Genomic DNA, 14,147 nt, shown 5'->3' with positions numbered 1-14,147 from the left:
CGGCTCAGCCTAACTCCGGACACCGCGCGCCATCCGGCCAAGGAGGAACAGGAGGTGTTTCCGGTCGCGTTCGGCTTGCCTTGTACGTGACAGACGGCACTATAGGTGAGCAACCGCTTAGCACATAGCCGGCTCGGTGCCCGCTGAGCAGCGCCGATACAGCTTCGATACAAAGGAGTGTCCGTCCATGCCAGAAGCCGTGATCGTGTCCACCGCGCGTTCGCCGATCGGCCGCGCGAACAAGGGGTCGCTGGTCAGCGCGCGGCCCGACGACCTCGCGGTGCAGATGGTCCGTGCCGCGCTGGACAAGGTGCCGCAGCTCAACCCCGAAGACATCGACGACCTGATGCTCGGCTGCGGGCTGCCCGGCGGCGAGTCCGGGTTCAACATGGGCCGGGCGGTGGCCGTCGAGCTCGGCTACGACCACCTGCCCGGCTGCACGATCACCCGGTACTGCTCGTCCAGCCTGCAGACCACCCGGATGGCGCTGCACGCGATCAAGGCGGGCGAGGGCGACGTGTTCGTCTCGGCCGGGGTCGAGGCGGTCTCGCGGTTCGGCAAGGGCAGCTCGGACTCCTGGCCGGACACGCACAACCCGCTGTTCGCCGAGGCCGAGGCGCGCACCGCCACGACCGCCGAGCAGGGCGCGGACTCCTGGACCGACCCGCGCGAGAACGGCAAGCTGCCGGACGTCTACATCGCGATGGGCCAGACCGCGGAGAACCTGGCGCGGCTGAAGAACATCTCCCGCGAGGAGATGGACGAGTTCGGCGTGCGCTCGCAGAACCTGGCCGAAAAGGCGATCGCGGACGGGTTCTGGGCCAAGGACATCACCCCGGTCACGCTGCCGGACGGCACCGTGGTGGCCAAGGACGACGGCCCGCGCGCCGGCGTGACGCTGGAGGGCGTCTCCGGACTGAAGCCGGTGTTCCGGCCGGACGGGCGGATCACCGCGGGCAACTGCTGCCCGCTCAACGACGGCGCCGCGGCGCTGGTGATCATGTCCGACACCAAGGCGAAGGAGCTGGGCATCACGCCGCTGGCGCGAGTGGTGTCCACCGGGGTTTCCGGGCTGTCGCCGGAGATCATGGGCTACGGCCCGGTGGAGGCGTCCAAGCGGGCGCTGGCGCTGGCCGGCAAGCAGGTCGGCGACATCGACCTGGTGGAGATCAACGAGGCGTTCGCGGCCCAGGTCATCCCGTCTTACCGGGACCTCGGCATCGACATCGAGCGGCTGAACGTGAACGGCGGCGCGATCGCGGTCGGCCACCCGTTCGGCCAGACCGGCGCCAGGATCACCTCCACGCTGATCAACTCCTTGCAGCACCACGACAAGCAGTGGGGCCTGGAGACCATGTGCGTCGGTGGCGGCCAGGGCATGGCGATGGTGCTCGAGCGGCTGAGCTGACCGTTCTCGCGCATATCGACTATCGATGCTATCGTTTTTCGATACATCGATAGTCGATATGCGCTTGGGTGGTGTTTTCCGATGAAGCGAACGCTGGAGCCGCTCGCCGGGATCGCGAGGGTGACCTCGTGGGCGGTGTACACCCTGGTGCTGCTCGGGGTGCTGCTGGTGCTGTTCGGGCCGGGCGGCGTGTTCGCCGGCGGGCTGCGCACCGTCTGCACGCAGGGCCCGTTCACCAGCGGCGTCGGCACGCCGTTCGCCCGGGACGGCGTGCAGGTCAAGGGTGCCACGTTCGAGGCGTGCACCGACTCGCCCGGCACCGGCATGTGGCTCGCCGAGGCCGCGGACCAGTGGCTCTGGCTGGTCTGGCTCGCCGGCGCGCTGCTGCTCCTGCTGCGCTTCCTCCGTACCGCGGCCGAGGACGGTCCTTACTCGGCCGCGGTTCCCGGCAGGCTGCGCGCGCTCGGCTGGTACCTGCCCCTCGGCGCGGCTGCCGTCGCGGCCGTGCTCGCCGTCGCCGAGACCACGATGGTCAACGGCATGTTCACCACGACCACCGGCTGGAGTTCGCGGTGGGGCGGGCAGTTCCCGTGGTGGACCGTGTTCGCCGGGGCAGCCGCGCTGACCTTCGCCAGGATCCTGCGGATCGGCGTGCGCATGCACGAAGACCTGGAAGGTACGGTTTAGTGCCACCCGAGGAACCGCACCGGATCGAAGTGCGGCTGGACCGGTTGCTGGCCGAGCGCGGGATGACGCTCACCGAGCTCGCCGACGCGGTCGGGGTAACCGTGGTCAACCTGTCCGTGCTGAAGAACGGCCGCGCCAAGGCGATCCGCTTCTCCACCCTCACCCGCCTCTGCCAGGTCCTGCAATGCCAACCCGGCGACCTGCTCCAGCACCGCCCTCATTAAGGGACGGACGTCAGCAGACGGAGTCGGCGGGTTTGGGGTTGGCGAGGCCGAAAAGCGGGCGCAGCTTCAGGCCGATCCAGGTGCCGCCGAGCGCGAACGCGCCCCACAGCCAGCCGTGCAGGCTGCCGGTGGAGATACCGGCCAGGTACGCGCCGATGTTGCAACCGCCGGCCAGCCGCGCGCCGACCCCCATCAGCACCCCGCCGAGCACCGCGGCCACCGCGGTGCGCCACGGGATCTCGGCGCGGATTTTCCACGCACCCGCCGCGGCGGCCGCGATCGCCGCGCCGAGCATGATGCCGACGTTGGTCAGCGTGGTCTTCTCCGTCCAAACAGGACCGGCGAGGGTTTTGGCGTTGGTGCTGCTCTGCCAGAATTCCCATGTCTCCGGGTGCAGTCCGAGCAGCTGGAGGAACTTGGCCCCCCACAAGCCGAAAGCGTAGGTGACGCCCCAGGTTCCGCCGGAGACGAGGAAGACCGCCGCCGCGAACACGGCGAGCACGACCGCTCCGGCGAGCACCGGCCACGACCCGCGGAACACCCTGGCGAACCCGCGCGCGGTCGGCACCACGTCCACCGGCGGTGGTGTGCGGCGGGACTGGATGACCTTGGTCAGTGCCACGATGCCGAGCAGCACCGCGATGGTGATCGCCCAGGAGCCGAACCAGCCGACGTGCTCGGAGAGCAGGAACCCGGAGACCTGCGGCCAGCCGGTGAAGATCGGGAACGCCCAGGTGTAGAGCACCGAGCCGGCGATGAAACCGCCCAGGGTCAGCACGATCGTCGACTGGCCGGCACCGACCGCGAACAGGGTGCCGGACGCGCAGGCGCCGCCGAGCTGCATGCCGATCGCGAACAGCGCGGCACCGGCGAACAGCGCGATGCCGATCGGGCCGGCGGTGACCTTGGGCGTGGCGCCGAAAAGCCCGGCACCGGTGGACGCGATCAGCGCGATCAGGGTGGCCGCGGTGCCAAGCAGCAACGCGTGCGCCCGCAGGCCCTGGCCGTTGCCCACCGCGATCAGCTGGCGCCAGGCGGAGGTGAACCCGAAGCGGGAGTGGAACAACGCCAGTCCGAGGAACAGCCCGATCACCAGCAGCGCGCCGAACTTCGCGCCGTAGGTGCTCCACACGTACCAGCTCAGCCCGATCGCGAGCAGGCCGGCCACCGCCAGCGGAACCACCTTCACCGGCTCTTCCGGCCGCGGCGGCGGCGCGGCGCAGGAAGTGGGGAAGCTCAGCAGTTTGCCGCCACCGGCACGATCTTCGGTCGTCGCAGACACCATGACTCCTGCACATCATCGGAGTGGGACGACTCAGGCTAGGAGCGGCGGGCGGATCGTGGCAGGCCGTCCCACAGTGTGCGACATTCGGCCCAACGCGGGCGTCCGGAGCCACGTACGGGTGAAAAAAAGCGGGGACGCCCGGCTGGGCGTCCCCGCTTGGAAAAGTCCGGACCGCTAGTCGCTCTGCAGGTACGACAGCAGCCGCAGGATCTCGAGGTACAGCCAGACCAGCGTGGTCATCAGGCCGAAGGCGGCGAACCAGGCCCACTTGGCCGGCATGCCCTCGCGGATCATCCGGTCCGCCTGGTCGAAGTCCAGCAGGAAGCTGAACGCCGCGATGCCGATCACCACGAGGCTGAAGATGATCGCGATCGGGCCGCCGCTGCGGAGGCCCATGTCCACGCCGAACATGCCGAGCACGAGGTTCGCCAGCATCAAGACCAGCACGCCGCCGAGCGCGCCGATGATCCACTTGGTCAGCTTCGGCGTGACCTTCACCGCACCGGTCTTGTAGACGACCAGCATGGTGCCGAACACGGCCGCGGTACCGACCAGCGCCTGCAGCGCGATCCCGGTGCCGAAGTAGTACTGGAACACGCCGGTGATGGCGCCGAGGAACACGCCCTCGACCGCCGAGTAGGCCAGCGTCAGCGGGCCGCTGGCCTTCTGCTTGAAGATGATGAACAAGGAGAGCCCGAGGCCCACCAGCATGCCGACGAGCATCGCACCCATGACGGCGCCCATGTTGCCCGCGGCCACCTGGCCCTGCGACCAGATCGCGGTGACGATGCCGGTGATCAACGCCACGCCGAGGCTCATGCCGGTCTTGATGACCACGTCGTCGACCGTCATCGGACGGTCATCGGCTCCCGAGGGCGCCTGCGGGGTGCCGTAACCCGGCACACCGCCCTGCGGCTGGTTGAAGCCTACGTTGGGGCCGTACTGGCCGTATCCCGCGTTGCCGACAGGCAACTTGCGGAACGCGGGGTTGCTTGAAGAACGCACCTGATCCTCCTGGATCCTCTGGCACCTGCATCGGGTTAACGACCGCGTGCGCCGGTCAGTTCCCGTCGGGTAAAGGCGACTTTACTCGCTTGTCGGCCGCGACCTTAGTAGACACCTGCGGACCCGCGCCTGATCAACCAGGCCCGACCGTTCACCGGACGTCAATCCGTTGGCCTATTGCCCCTTAACCACCTTCCGGGTGATTCTCACCTGGCGTGTTCATATCGTCACTACTCGGTAGGGAGTCGGCGCACGATGGGACGCAGAACCGGCCGGGCCGCACTCGGCCTCCTGACCGCATGCCTGCTCGGTGCCTTCACCATGGCGGCCACCGCCGGCACCGCGGCCGCGGACTACAAGGAGAAGACCGGACACTCGGTCACCCCTGGCCAGCCCTACGGCGGCGAGGACCGGTCCGCCGACTGGCTCGGCAGCTACGAGGTCGACGGCAAGCAGGTCTTCTGCGTGCAGTTCGAGTTCAAGGCGCCGGACACCGACGAGAAGTACCAGCCGGGTGACGAGCTGCTGACCAAGTGGGGCGAGAAGCTGGCTCCGGAGACCGCGGCGAACATCTCCTACCTGCTGCTGCGCTACGGCGACACGGCGAACAAGGACGAGGCCGCGGCGCTGGCGCACCTGCTGCACTCGTGGACGTCGCCGGCCAGGCCGGGCCACGACGACCTGAACCGGGACAACGACTTCGAGCACATCGCCTACGACACGTCGTTCCACCTGGAAAAGCTGCCGGCCGCCGCGAAGACCGCCGTCGAAACCCTGGAGAAGGACGCCGAAGCCAACCGCGGGCCGTGGACCGCGGAGGTCAGCCCGGCCGAGGGCGGGCAGACCATCGGCACCGCGGCCGAGTGGACGGTCACCGTGCACAACGCCAAGGAGAAGGGCGTGCCCGAGGTCCCGGTGAAACTGAAGCTGGCCGACGGCACCTTCGAGGACGGCAAGGACACCACCGAGGTCGAGACCGGTGAGGACGGCAAGGCCACCGTGAAGGTGACCCCGAGCGGCGAGAACCCGAAGCTGACCGCCACCCTCGACGGCCCCGCGGCCAAGCCGTACGTCCAGCTGCCGACCGTGGACACCAAGGCGCAGCGGGTGGTGTCCACCGGCGGTGAGCAGGAGCTGGTCGCCGAGGGCAGCACCAGCGCGCAGACCAAACCGGGCGGCGTGCGGGTCACCAAGCTGGACGGCAAGACCGGCAAGGGAATCGCCGGGGTCGCGCTGCGGGTCACCGCGAAGGACAAGGAAACCGCCGCCACCGGACAGGACGGCAAGCCGCTGACCGGTGCGGACGGCAAGCCGGCCGTGGTCACCACCTCGGGTGAAGATGGCAGGGCCGAGGTGCCGAACCTGAAGACCCCGCAGGAGATCTGCGTGGTCGAGGTGAGCGCGCCGGACGGCTACGGCGACGGCTTCGACCCGGCGAACCCGCCCGCCGCCTGCGGGTCGGTGGCACCCGGTGAAACGCTCGCGCTGGAGATCAAGAACGCGCCGAACGAGGTGCCCAGGGTCATCCCGGCCGGCAGCAGCGGACCGGTCGTGCTGGCCAGCAGCGCCACCACCACCGGCCCGGCCACCGGCGCGGTGCTCGGCCTCGGCGGGCTCGCCGTGCTCGGCTCGGCACTGGTCGGCATGGCCGCGCGGCGTCGGTGGGAGAAGCGCTGACCGGATGACCGCAGAGCGCACACGGCACCAGGGCGGACCTTCCCGCCGCGGGCGGGTCGCGTCCTTCCTGCTGGGCGCGACCAGCCTGCTGGTGGTGGAGGTGCTGGCCGCTGGCGTGCTGCTGTGGTCACCCACCTCGGTGGTGGCCGGCAGTCCGCACGTGATCGCGGCCGCCGCGCCGCCGCAGGTGGCCGAGAAACCGGCGGCCCCTGAGGCACCTGAGGCACCTGAATCACCACAGCCACAGGCACCGCCGCCCGAGCAGCCGCCACCGTCCCCGGCGGCCGTGCCGGCGCCATCGGCCAAGCCGGAGGAGCCGGTCCGCGGTCAGCGGCCCGGCACCATCCGGCTGCCGGAAGGCGGCACCGCGACCTTGGTGCGCAAGGAGATCGTCGGCCCGAACGCCGTGCTGCCAGTGCCGGAGAACCTCGGCGAGGCGACCTGGTGGGGCGCCGGGCTCGGCGCGCGGGCCGGGGCCAGCGTGTTCGCCGGGCACGTGAACTGGAACGGCCGGATCGGCCCGTTCGCCGAACTGTGGAACGTGCAGATGAACGAACAGGTCACCGTGGTGGACAGCACCGGGAAGTCGTACGGCTACCGGGTCACCCAGCTGGTCACGCTGCACAAGGACGAGCTGCCGCAGCGGGCGGACGCGCTGTTCGCCCAGGGCGGTGCGCACCGGATCGTGCTGGTCACCTGCGGCGGCCGCTGGCAGGGCGGCGCAGGAGGCTACGCCGAGAACCGCGTGGTGATCGCCGACCCCGCCTGACCTCGTGAGTGAAAAACGTTGCTGGGGCAACACTTTTCACTCACGACCGCTGAGCTGGGAAGACGCGGTGGCCTGGCGCCCGGTAATGCAGCAGAATGCGCAGCTACCTGCGTGCACATCTGGAGGGCGAACATGGGCAGCTACCTGGTGACCGGCGCGACCGGGCTGATCGGCCGCCACTTCACCCAGCTGCTGCTGGGCCGCGAGGACACCGAACGGGTCGCGCTGCTGGTCCGGGAGTCCTCCAGGGAGAAGCTCGCCGAGCTGGTCCGGGGCTGGCCGCACGCGGATCGGGTGACGCTGGTGACCGGCGACCTCGGCGAGGAGCTGCTCGGGGTCGCCGAGGACGTCCGCGACCGGCTGCGCGGAGGCGTCGACCACCTGGTCCACCTTGCCGCGCTCTACGACCTCACCGCGGACGACGAGGAGAGCATCAAGGCCAACGTGGAGGGCACCCAGCACGTCCTCGGCCTGGCCGCGGACCTGCGCGCGGGCTGCCTGCACCACGTGTCTTCGGTGGCCGTGGCCGGCGACCACGAGGGCATGTTCACCGAGGAGATGTTCGACACCGGCCAGCGGCTGCCCACCGCGTACCACCGCACCAAGTTCGAGGCGGAACGGCTGGTGCGCGAGCAGCACGAGGTGCCGTGGCGGGTGTACCGGCCGGCCGTGGTGGTGGGGCATTCGCAGACCGGCGAGATGGACAAGATCGACGGGCCGTACTACCTGTTCCCCGCGATCAGCCGGCTCGCCTCGCTGCCGAACTTGCCGGCCGCCGGGCCCGACCTCGGCGACACCAACGTGGTGCCGGTGGACTACGTGGCGAAGACGCTGCTCGAACTGGTCGCCAAGCCCGGCCTGGACGGGCGCGCCTTCCACCTGGTCAGCCCGGAGCCGCAGTCCGTGGTCTCGGTGTACAACGCGTTCGCCAGTGCGGCCGGCGCGCCGACGATCAACGTCGAGCTGGACGAGCGGGTGTCCAGGGCGATGATCGGGCTGGTCCGGCTGACCGAGCACATCCCCGGGTTCACCATCGCCAGGGACGCGGTGCTGGAACGGCTCGGCATCCCACCGGTCCTGCTGGACACGATGTCCTTCCCGTCGGTGTTCTCCTCCGCCGCCACCCGCAAGGAGCTGGCCGGGTCCGGAGTGGACCTACCGCGGCTGGCGGACTACGCGCCGGTGCTCTGGCGGTACTGGCGCGAGCACCTCGACCCGTTCCGCGCCCGCAAGCACGGCCCGCGCGGCGAGTTGGACGGCCGCCGGGTGGTGATCACCGGCGCGTCCTCCGGCATCGGCAGGGCGGCCGCGCTGAAAGTCGCGGTCGAAGGCGGCATCCCGCTGCTCATCGCCCGCCGCCGGCACGAGCTGGAAGAGGTGCGCGACGAGATACTGGCCGCCGGCGGGCACGCGTCGGTCTACCCGGCCGACCTGACCGACGAGGAGTCGGTGCACAAGGCGGTGGACGCGATGCTCGCCGAGCACGGCCACGTGGACATGCTGGTGAACAACGCCGGCCGGTCGATCCGCCGCTCGATCCGGCTGTCCTACGACCGCTTCCACGACTACGAGCGGGCGATGGCGATCAACTACTTCGGCGCGGTACGGCTGATCCTCGCCCTGCTGCCGCACATGTCGGAGCGGAAGTTCGGCCATATCGTGAACGTGTCGTCGATCGGGGTGCAGGGCATCGCGCCGCGCTTCTCCGCCTACGCCGCCTCCAAGGCCGCGCTGGACTACTTCAGCAAGATCGCGGCCACCGAGACGCACGGCGACGGGATCACCTTCACCACCATCCACATGCCACTGGTCCGCACCCCGATGATCCGGCCGACCAAGATCTACGACGCGTTCCCCACCAAGTCGCCGGACCAGGCCGCGGACATGGTGCTCAAGGCGCTCAAGGAGCGGCCCAAGCACATCGGCACCCCGATCGGGCAGGCCATCGGGCTCGCCTACGCGCTGACCCCGGGGTTCACCGACGCGGTGGCCTACCAGGGTTTCCGGATCTTCCCCGACTCGGCGGCGGCCGGCGGCTCCGGCGGGCTGAAGATCGGCCGCGGCGACCGGCATCTGTCCAAAGCGGCCACTGCGCTGGCCAGGCTCACCCGCGGCTTCCACTGGTGACTACGGACCGTCACTGGTGCGAAGGTCACAGAATTCAGTGACCTTTCGGTGTGACCTAACGTCGTTGACACGCCGTACGCAGGTACCGTCGTGGCATGGTTCCCGACCGAGACAACGGCCTCATCCCGCTGCGCCGGGAGTACGACCAGGCGTGGCACGGCTTCGACCGTAACCAGGTCCGCCAGTACCTGGACCACGTGGAGGCGCACCTTCGCCGGATCGTCGCGGACCGCGACGCCGCCATGGCGCAGGCGAGCACCCTGTCCCGGGAGCTGGAGAACGCGAGGGGCGAGATCAACCGGCTGCGCACCAGGGTCGAGGAGCTGCGGCAGCCGCCGGAACGGCTGGAGGACCTCGACGAGCGCATGCAGCGGACCGCCGAGCTGGCGAACGCGCGCGCCGAAGAGATCATCACCGGGGCGCAGACCGCCGCCGAGAAGCACTGGGCGCAGAGCATCGACGTGTCGAACAAACTGCGCGAGCGCTACCAGAAGCTGTTGTCGCAGCTGGAAACACACGCCGAGGCGCTGCACACCGAGCACCAGAACGCGCTGGACGTGACCAAGGCCGAGGTCACCCAGCTGACCGTGGACGCGGTGCAGCGGCGTGAGCAGTTGGACGCCGAGGCCGAGCGCAAGCGGCGGAACATCGAGCGGGAGTTCGACGCGACGATGACCTCGCAGCGCACCGCGCTCGAGAAGCACGTCGCCGATCAGCAGACGGCCAGCAAGAACCAGGCCGAGCGGCGGCTCGCGGAGGCCACCGCGGAGGCCAAGCGCCGGGTGGACGAAGCGACCGCGGAGGCGAAGCGGCGAGTGGACGAGGCCACCGCGGACGCCGAGCGGCGGACCACCGAGGCCACCGAGAAGGTGGACATGCTGACCAAGATCCGCGAGCAGGTCGGCGCCAGGCTGAAGGCCGCGGACGAAGCGCTCAGCCGCAGCGAACCCGCGCTGGTCCCGCTGAAGGAGGAGGGCGTGGTCAGCACGGCCCCGGTCGGCGAAGCGGAGACCGCACCCGCGATGAAGCCCCCGTCCAACGGCGCCAAGCCCAAGTCGCCCCAGCCCGCCGCCAACTCCTGACCGTTCGCGCCTGCCCTGGCCCAACGTGACGTTCGGCTCGTTCTATTGGCCAAACGTCACATTGGGCTCGTTCGGGTCAGGGGTTGCGCGGCCAGGGGGCGAGTGCTTCGAGTTCGGCGGCGAGGCCGAGCAGCTTCGCCTCACCGCCGCGGGCCGCGACCAGCTGCACGGCGAGCGGCAGCCCGCTGGGGTGCCGCCCGGCCGGCACCGACATCGCGGGATAGCCGGCCAGGTTCCACAGCCCGGCGAAACCGGCGACCCTGATCGACGGCACCACGTTCGACGGCCATGACCGCTCGTGCCAGCGGCGGGCCTTCGGCGGCAGCGTGGCCAGCATCGGCGTCACCAGCACGTCGTGCTCGGTGAAGAATTCCTCCGCCCGCGCCTGCCAGCGCCGCCGGGTGCCGTCGCGGACCAGCCTCGTCGAGCGCAGCACGTTCCCGAACCGGACGTGCGCCCTTGTCCTGCGCTGCAGCAGGCCGTGGTCGAGCCGGTCGGCCTGGACGGCAGGGCCGGCGAACCAGCGGGCGATCAGGCCGGCGGCGGCTTCCGGGCTGTAGCGAGGTGTCGCGGACGCGACCCGGTGGCCCGCCTCGCCGAGCAGCGCGCCGGTCCGGCGCACGGCGTCGATCATCGGCTTGGGGACCGGCACCGGCACCGGCGGTGTGGTGGAGACCGCGACCCGCAGCGAGCCGGGGTTGGTCACTTCGAGCAGGTCGGGCCGTTCGGCCAGCACCCCGAGCAGCAGCGCGGCGTCGGCCACCGTGGTGGCCAGCGAGCCGTGCGAGGACAGCCCGTACCAGCCCGGCTCACCGGACTCCCGCACCACGCCGGCACCGGGCTTGATGCCGACCAGCCCGCACATCGCCGACGGCAGCCGGATCGAACCGAGGCCGTCCGTGCCGTGCGCGACCGGTACCAGCCCGGCGGCGACCGCGGCCGCGCTGCCACCGGAGGAACCTCCGGCGGTGTAGGCCGGGTCCCACGGATTGCGCGCGACACCGTCCGGTGCGTCGCTCATCGGCCAGACGCACAGCTCGGGCACCCTGGCCAGGCCGACGATCACCGCACCGGCCGCGCGCAACCGCCGCACGATGTCGTCGTCCTCGCTCGCGGGCGTGTCCGGGTAGGCCGCCGAACCCCACTGCGCGAACTCGCCGGCGACCTCCGCGACGTCCTTCACCGCCACCGGCACCCCGGCCAGCGGCAGCTCCGCGAGGTCCGCGCGGTCCGCCAGCGCGGCCGCCTCGGCCAGCGCTTCCTCCGCGCGGACGCGGCGGAACGCGCCGACCACGCCGTCGGCCGCAGCTATCCGGTGCAGCGCCTCCTTGGTCACCTGGACCGGATCCAGCTCGCCCGCACGGACCGCCTTCGCGAGTTCCACCGCCGTCGCCACCATGGCGAAAACCCTATGCCGGGCCCGCCGGAGACGCGAGGAACTGGCTCACACCTCCTCCGAGGTCACCGCCTGCCCCAGCCTGGACAGCGCCTCGTACTGGGTGATCCGAACGAAGTCCGCGGACCGTTCGACGGCCGCGGCCGTCTCCTCCGCGGTCAGCCCGACCACCGCGCGCAGCACCACGATCTCCCGTTCGTCGGCGTCCAGCATGCCGAGCAGCCGGGTCATCCGCCGGTTCAGCTCCGGGTCGTCGTCCGAGCCCGCCGGCTCCAGGTAGTTCTGCCGCGGCACGGCGCAGGACACCCGGTATCTGGTGATCCCGTAGACGAAGGCCAGGAAGGGCCTGCCACGGCGCCAGTAGGCGGGCAGTTCGTCCAGCACGGCGCGCAGCGACTCACCGGCCACCTGGTCGGCGCGTTCGAAGGTGTGCTCCCGCCTGCCGATCCGCGCCCGGCAGTAGCGCAGCACCAGCGGCCGGATCCTGGCCAGCAGCAGCTCGACGGCCTGCGGCGACTCCGCCCGCGCGGCGCGCAGCAGCACGTCGAGCCGGTCGTCGGAGTCCATCGGCTCCCGCTGCCGCTGCAGCCGCGGCGACGTCCACCCGCCCGCACCCCGCCAGTCCACCGGCCGGCGCGGCCAGGCGAGCAGGGTGCCGGTGGTCGCTGCGACCACCACCCGCTTCGCGATCTCCCGCTGCTGCCGCGCGGCCGCCCGCCGCTTGACCCGCACCAGCGTGCCCTGTAGATCGGGGGCGACCGCCTCGGCCCGGGTTTCGCCGCTGTAGAGCTCTTCGAGCAGTTGCCCGGTGGCCGCCCTGAACGCCACCGTGCGCACCCAGGCCGCCGGGTGCAGCAGATCGTCCCACTTGTCATACGCGCAGGTCATCGCTTCGGCCGCGGCGTTCTCCGCCACCGCCAGCTCGAACCCCCGCTCACGCAGAAACCCGACCAACCCGGCGAAACCACTGGAAAAGAAGCGATCGAAATCCTCGGCTGCCCTCACGCGACATCACGGCCCCTCGCGTTGCTGAATCCCGCCCCATCGGACAGGTGCCCCGCGTGACCGTCCAAGTGCAGAAACAGTCAAAGTTCTTTCATCGGCGCTCCCCCACGACCCGACTGAAACAACCGCCAAGAGTCCTTACCGCCAAACGGAGGTGCCCGAAGAATACTCGATCTGCTAACCAGAAAGATCAACAAAAGACAGCGCGAGAAAAACTCCGTTTCCGGTAACAACGCGGGCACGTGGGGATATACCCACCTTGTCCGGGAGATACTTGGTAGCCGCTTGACGGGGCGCTGGGCCTCCCGCTTCGGAGGGGATTCCGATCGTGCGCAAGCGTGTGTTCTTTGCTGCCCTGGTCATGTTGGCCTTGCTTTCCGGTTTCACCACGCCGGCGGTCGCGGTGCCAGACCGCGCGACGGCGGATCGAGATTTCGTGCTCTACATAGCGACCACTGATCCGCAGTCGATCGTGCGCGCGGTTGCGTGGTCGGCGTTGAACAGCCCGGCCCAGGAAGCCGCCGTCGCTCGTTTCCTGGACTCGGAGTTCGCCTATGCCAGGCAACTGGCCGCGCAGACGGCACAAATGGATCTGGACTTCATACGACGGGTCCTGATGACCTACACGGCGGAGTACGCGCCAGCAGTGCATACCGCGGCGCAACGGGTGGTCAACGGTTCTCCCGATGACCGGCGCCAGTTCGTGACCACCGGATTCGCAGCAGCGGAGCAAGGTGACCGCCTGGCCAGGGAACACAGCGGTGAACAAGCACGCGCTCTGGTGGAAGCAGATCGGGCTTATGTACGCGCGCTGAAGACCGATGATCCGGGGCCGCAGGTTCGCGTGTCCGCGGCGTGGGCGGTCCGCGCCGGATCAACGGACGCGGACTTGGTCGAATTCTTCGCATACGGGTGGGCGACCGGCGCACGCTTGGACCTGGAGGCACACCGCCGCCAGGTCACCGACCGGGAGATCGACTGGCGCCTGGCGATCCAGCGGCTGATCACCGAGGCGAAGGCGGCCGAACAAGCGGCCCGTGATGCCGCGGAAGAGGCGGCCGAACAGGCCAAGGCCGCTGCCGCACGGGCATGGCGGGCAGTAGGCGATCAGACCACGCCGCCGCGTACAGCCTGGTCCGAAGCGCAGCAACTCGCCACCGCACAGGCGGCGCGCTGGCAGGCCATCGCGGAACACGCGCTGGCCGCGGCTGGACCGAACTGGCAGGCCGTCGCCGATCCGGCCACGGCCTGCCAGTCCGAATGGACCGCCGAACGGCAGCGGGCCATTGAGCAAGCCGAGTTCTGGGCTTCGTTGCTGACGGAAGCACAGGAGGGTGAGCGCCGCATGGGCGCACCGCGCTGAGCCGGCGGTTTCCACTGCTCTTTCTTTTCAGTCGCGCCGGTTTCCGGCGCGCAGGTGATCTTTTGTTGAGGGGACGTGACTTTGTGACGCGCATGAGATGGGCTCGAAGAGCGTTGGTG

The 14,147-nt window shown here is 70.1% G+C and carries 12 protein-coding genes; 8 read left to right on the top strand and 4 right to left on the bottom strand.

All coding sequences use genetic code 11. The features are described 5' to 3' along the window. Window positions 1-187 precede the first annotated feature (187 nt). From AMYNI_RS0122855 to AMYNI_RS0122845, 3 genes are all read left to right on the top strand, one after another. A complete protein-coding gene (locus tag AMYNI_RS0122855; RefSeq protein WP_020670379.1) occupies window positions 188-1,408 on the top strand; it encodes an acetyl-CoA C-acetyltransferase in 1,221 nt (406 codons plus the stop codon). An 81-nt stretch (window positions 1,409-1,489) separates the two neighbouring features. Then, complete coding sequence (locus AMYNI_RS0122850) at window positions 1,490-2,095, top strand: DUF2975 domain-containing protein (protein ID WP_020670378.1); 606 nt, start codon at window positions 1,490-1,492, stop codon at window positions 2,093-2,095. After that, complete coding sequence (locus tag AMYNI_RS0122845; protein ID WP_020670377.1) at window positions 2,095-2,319, top strand: helix-turn-helix domain-containing protein; 225 nt, start codon at window positions 2,095-2,097, stop codon at window positions 2,317-2,319. Before AMYNI_RS0122850 ends, AMYNI_RS0122845 begins: the two co-directional genes overlap by 1 nt. 10 nt (window positions 2,320-2,329) lie before the next feature. Here the strand turns inward: AMYNI_RS0122845 and AMYNI_RS0122840 are convergent, their stop codons facing one another. Both AMYNI_RS0122840 and AMYNI_RS0122835 read right to left on the bottom strand, forming a co-directional pair. Beyond that, window positions 2,330-3,604, bottom strand: a complete 1,275-nt coding sequence (locus AMYNI_RS0122840; RefSeq protein ID WP_020670376.1) for a YeeE/YedE family protein — start codon at window positions 3,602-3,604, stop codon at window positions 2,330-2,332. A 174-nt stretch (window positions 3,605-3,778) separates the two neighbouring features. Then, the gene (locus AMYNI_RS0122835) at window positions 3,779-4,609 is read right to left on the bottom strand and encodes a Bax inhibitor-1/YccA family protein (protein WP_020670375.1); all 831 of its coding nucleotides are present in this window, start codon (window positions 4,607-4,609) and stop codon (window positions 3,779-3,781) included. Between the two features lie 255 nt (window positions 4,610-4,864). Here AMYNI_RS0122835 and AMYNI_RS0122830 point away from each other — a divergent pair, with 255 nt between their 5' ends. From AMYNI_RS0122830 to AMYNI_RS45180, 4 genes are all read left to right on the top strand, one after another. Further along, window positions 4,865-6,286 (top strand): MSCRAMM family protein, encoded by a 1,422-nt coding sequence (locus AMYNI_RS0122830; protein WP_020670374.1) that lies wholly within the window; start codon window positions 4,865-4,867, stop codon window positions 6,284-6,286. 4 nt (window positions 6,287-6,290) lie between these two features. Then, window positions 6,291-7,055 carry a class F sortase gene (locus AMYNI_RS0122825; RefSeq protein ID WP_020670373.1) on the top strand — a complete coding sequence of 255 codons (765 nt, stop codon included), beginning with the start codon at window positions 6,291-6,293 and terminating at the stop codon, window positions 7,053-7,055. Between the two features lie 132 nt (window positions 7,056-7,187). Further along, a complete protein-coding gene (locus AMYNI_RS0122820) occupies window positions 7,188-9,182 on the top strand; it encodes an SDR family oxidoreductase (protein ID WP_020670372.1) in 1,995 nt (664 codons plus the stop codon). 95 nt (window positions 9,183-9,277) lie between these two features. After that, window positions 9,278-10,264, top strand: a complete 987-nt coding sequence (locus tag AMYNI_RS45180; protein WP_020670371.1) for a coiled-coil domain-containing protein — start codon at window positions 9,278-9,280, stop codon at window positions 10,262-10,264. A 76-nt stretch (window positions 10,265-10,340) separates the two neighbouring features. On the opposite strand, the gene AMYNI_RS0122810 is transcribed toward AMYNI_RS45180, so the two are convergent. Beyond that, window positions 10,341-11,663 (bottom strand): amidase family protein, encoded by a 1,323-nt coding sequence (locus AMYNI_RS0122810; RefSeq protein WP_020670370.1) that lies wholly within the window; start codon window positions 11,661-11,663, stop codon window positions 10,341-10,343. A gap of 45 nt (window positions 11,664-11,708) precedes the next feature. After that, window positions 11,709-12,614: an RNA polymerase subunit sigma-70 gene (locus tag AMYNI_RS50215; RefSeq protein ID WP_245573979.1), complete on the bottom strand. Its 906-nt coding sequence runs from the start codon at window positions 12,612-12,614 to the stop codon at window positions 11,709-11,711. A gap of 379 nt (window positions 12,615-12,993) precedes the next feature. On the opposite strand from AMYNI_RS50215, the gene AMYNI_RS0122800 reads away from it, so the two are divergent. Beyond that, a complete protein-coding gene (locus tag AMYNI_RS0122800; RefSeq protein WP_245573978.1) occupies window positions 12,994-14,028 on the top strand; it encodes a hypothetical protein in 1,035 nt (344 codons plus the stop codon). Window positions 14,029-14,147 lie beyond the last annotated feature (119 nt).

This window comes from Amycolatopsis nigrescens CSC17Ta-90, from assembly GCF_000384315.1.
In the GTDB taxonomy this organism is placed as follows: Bacteria; Actinomycetota; Actinomycetes; order Mycobacteriales; family Pseudonocardiaceae; genus Amycolatopsis; species Amycolatopsis nigrescens.
This window is presented reverse-complemented; position numbering and strand designations above follow the sequence as displayed.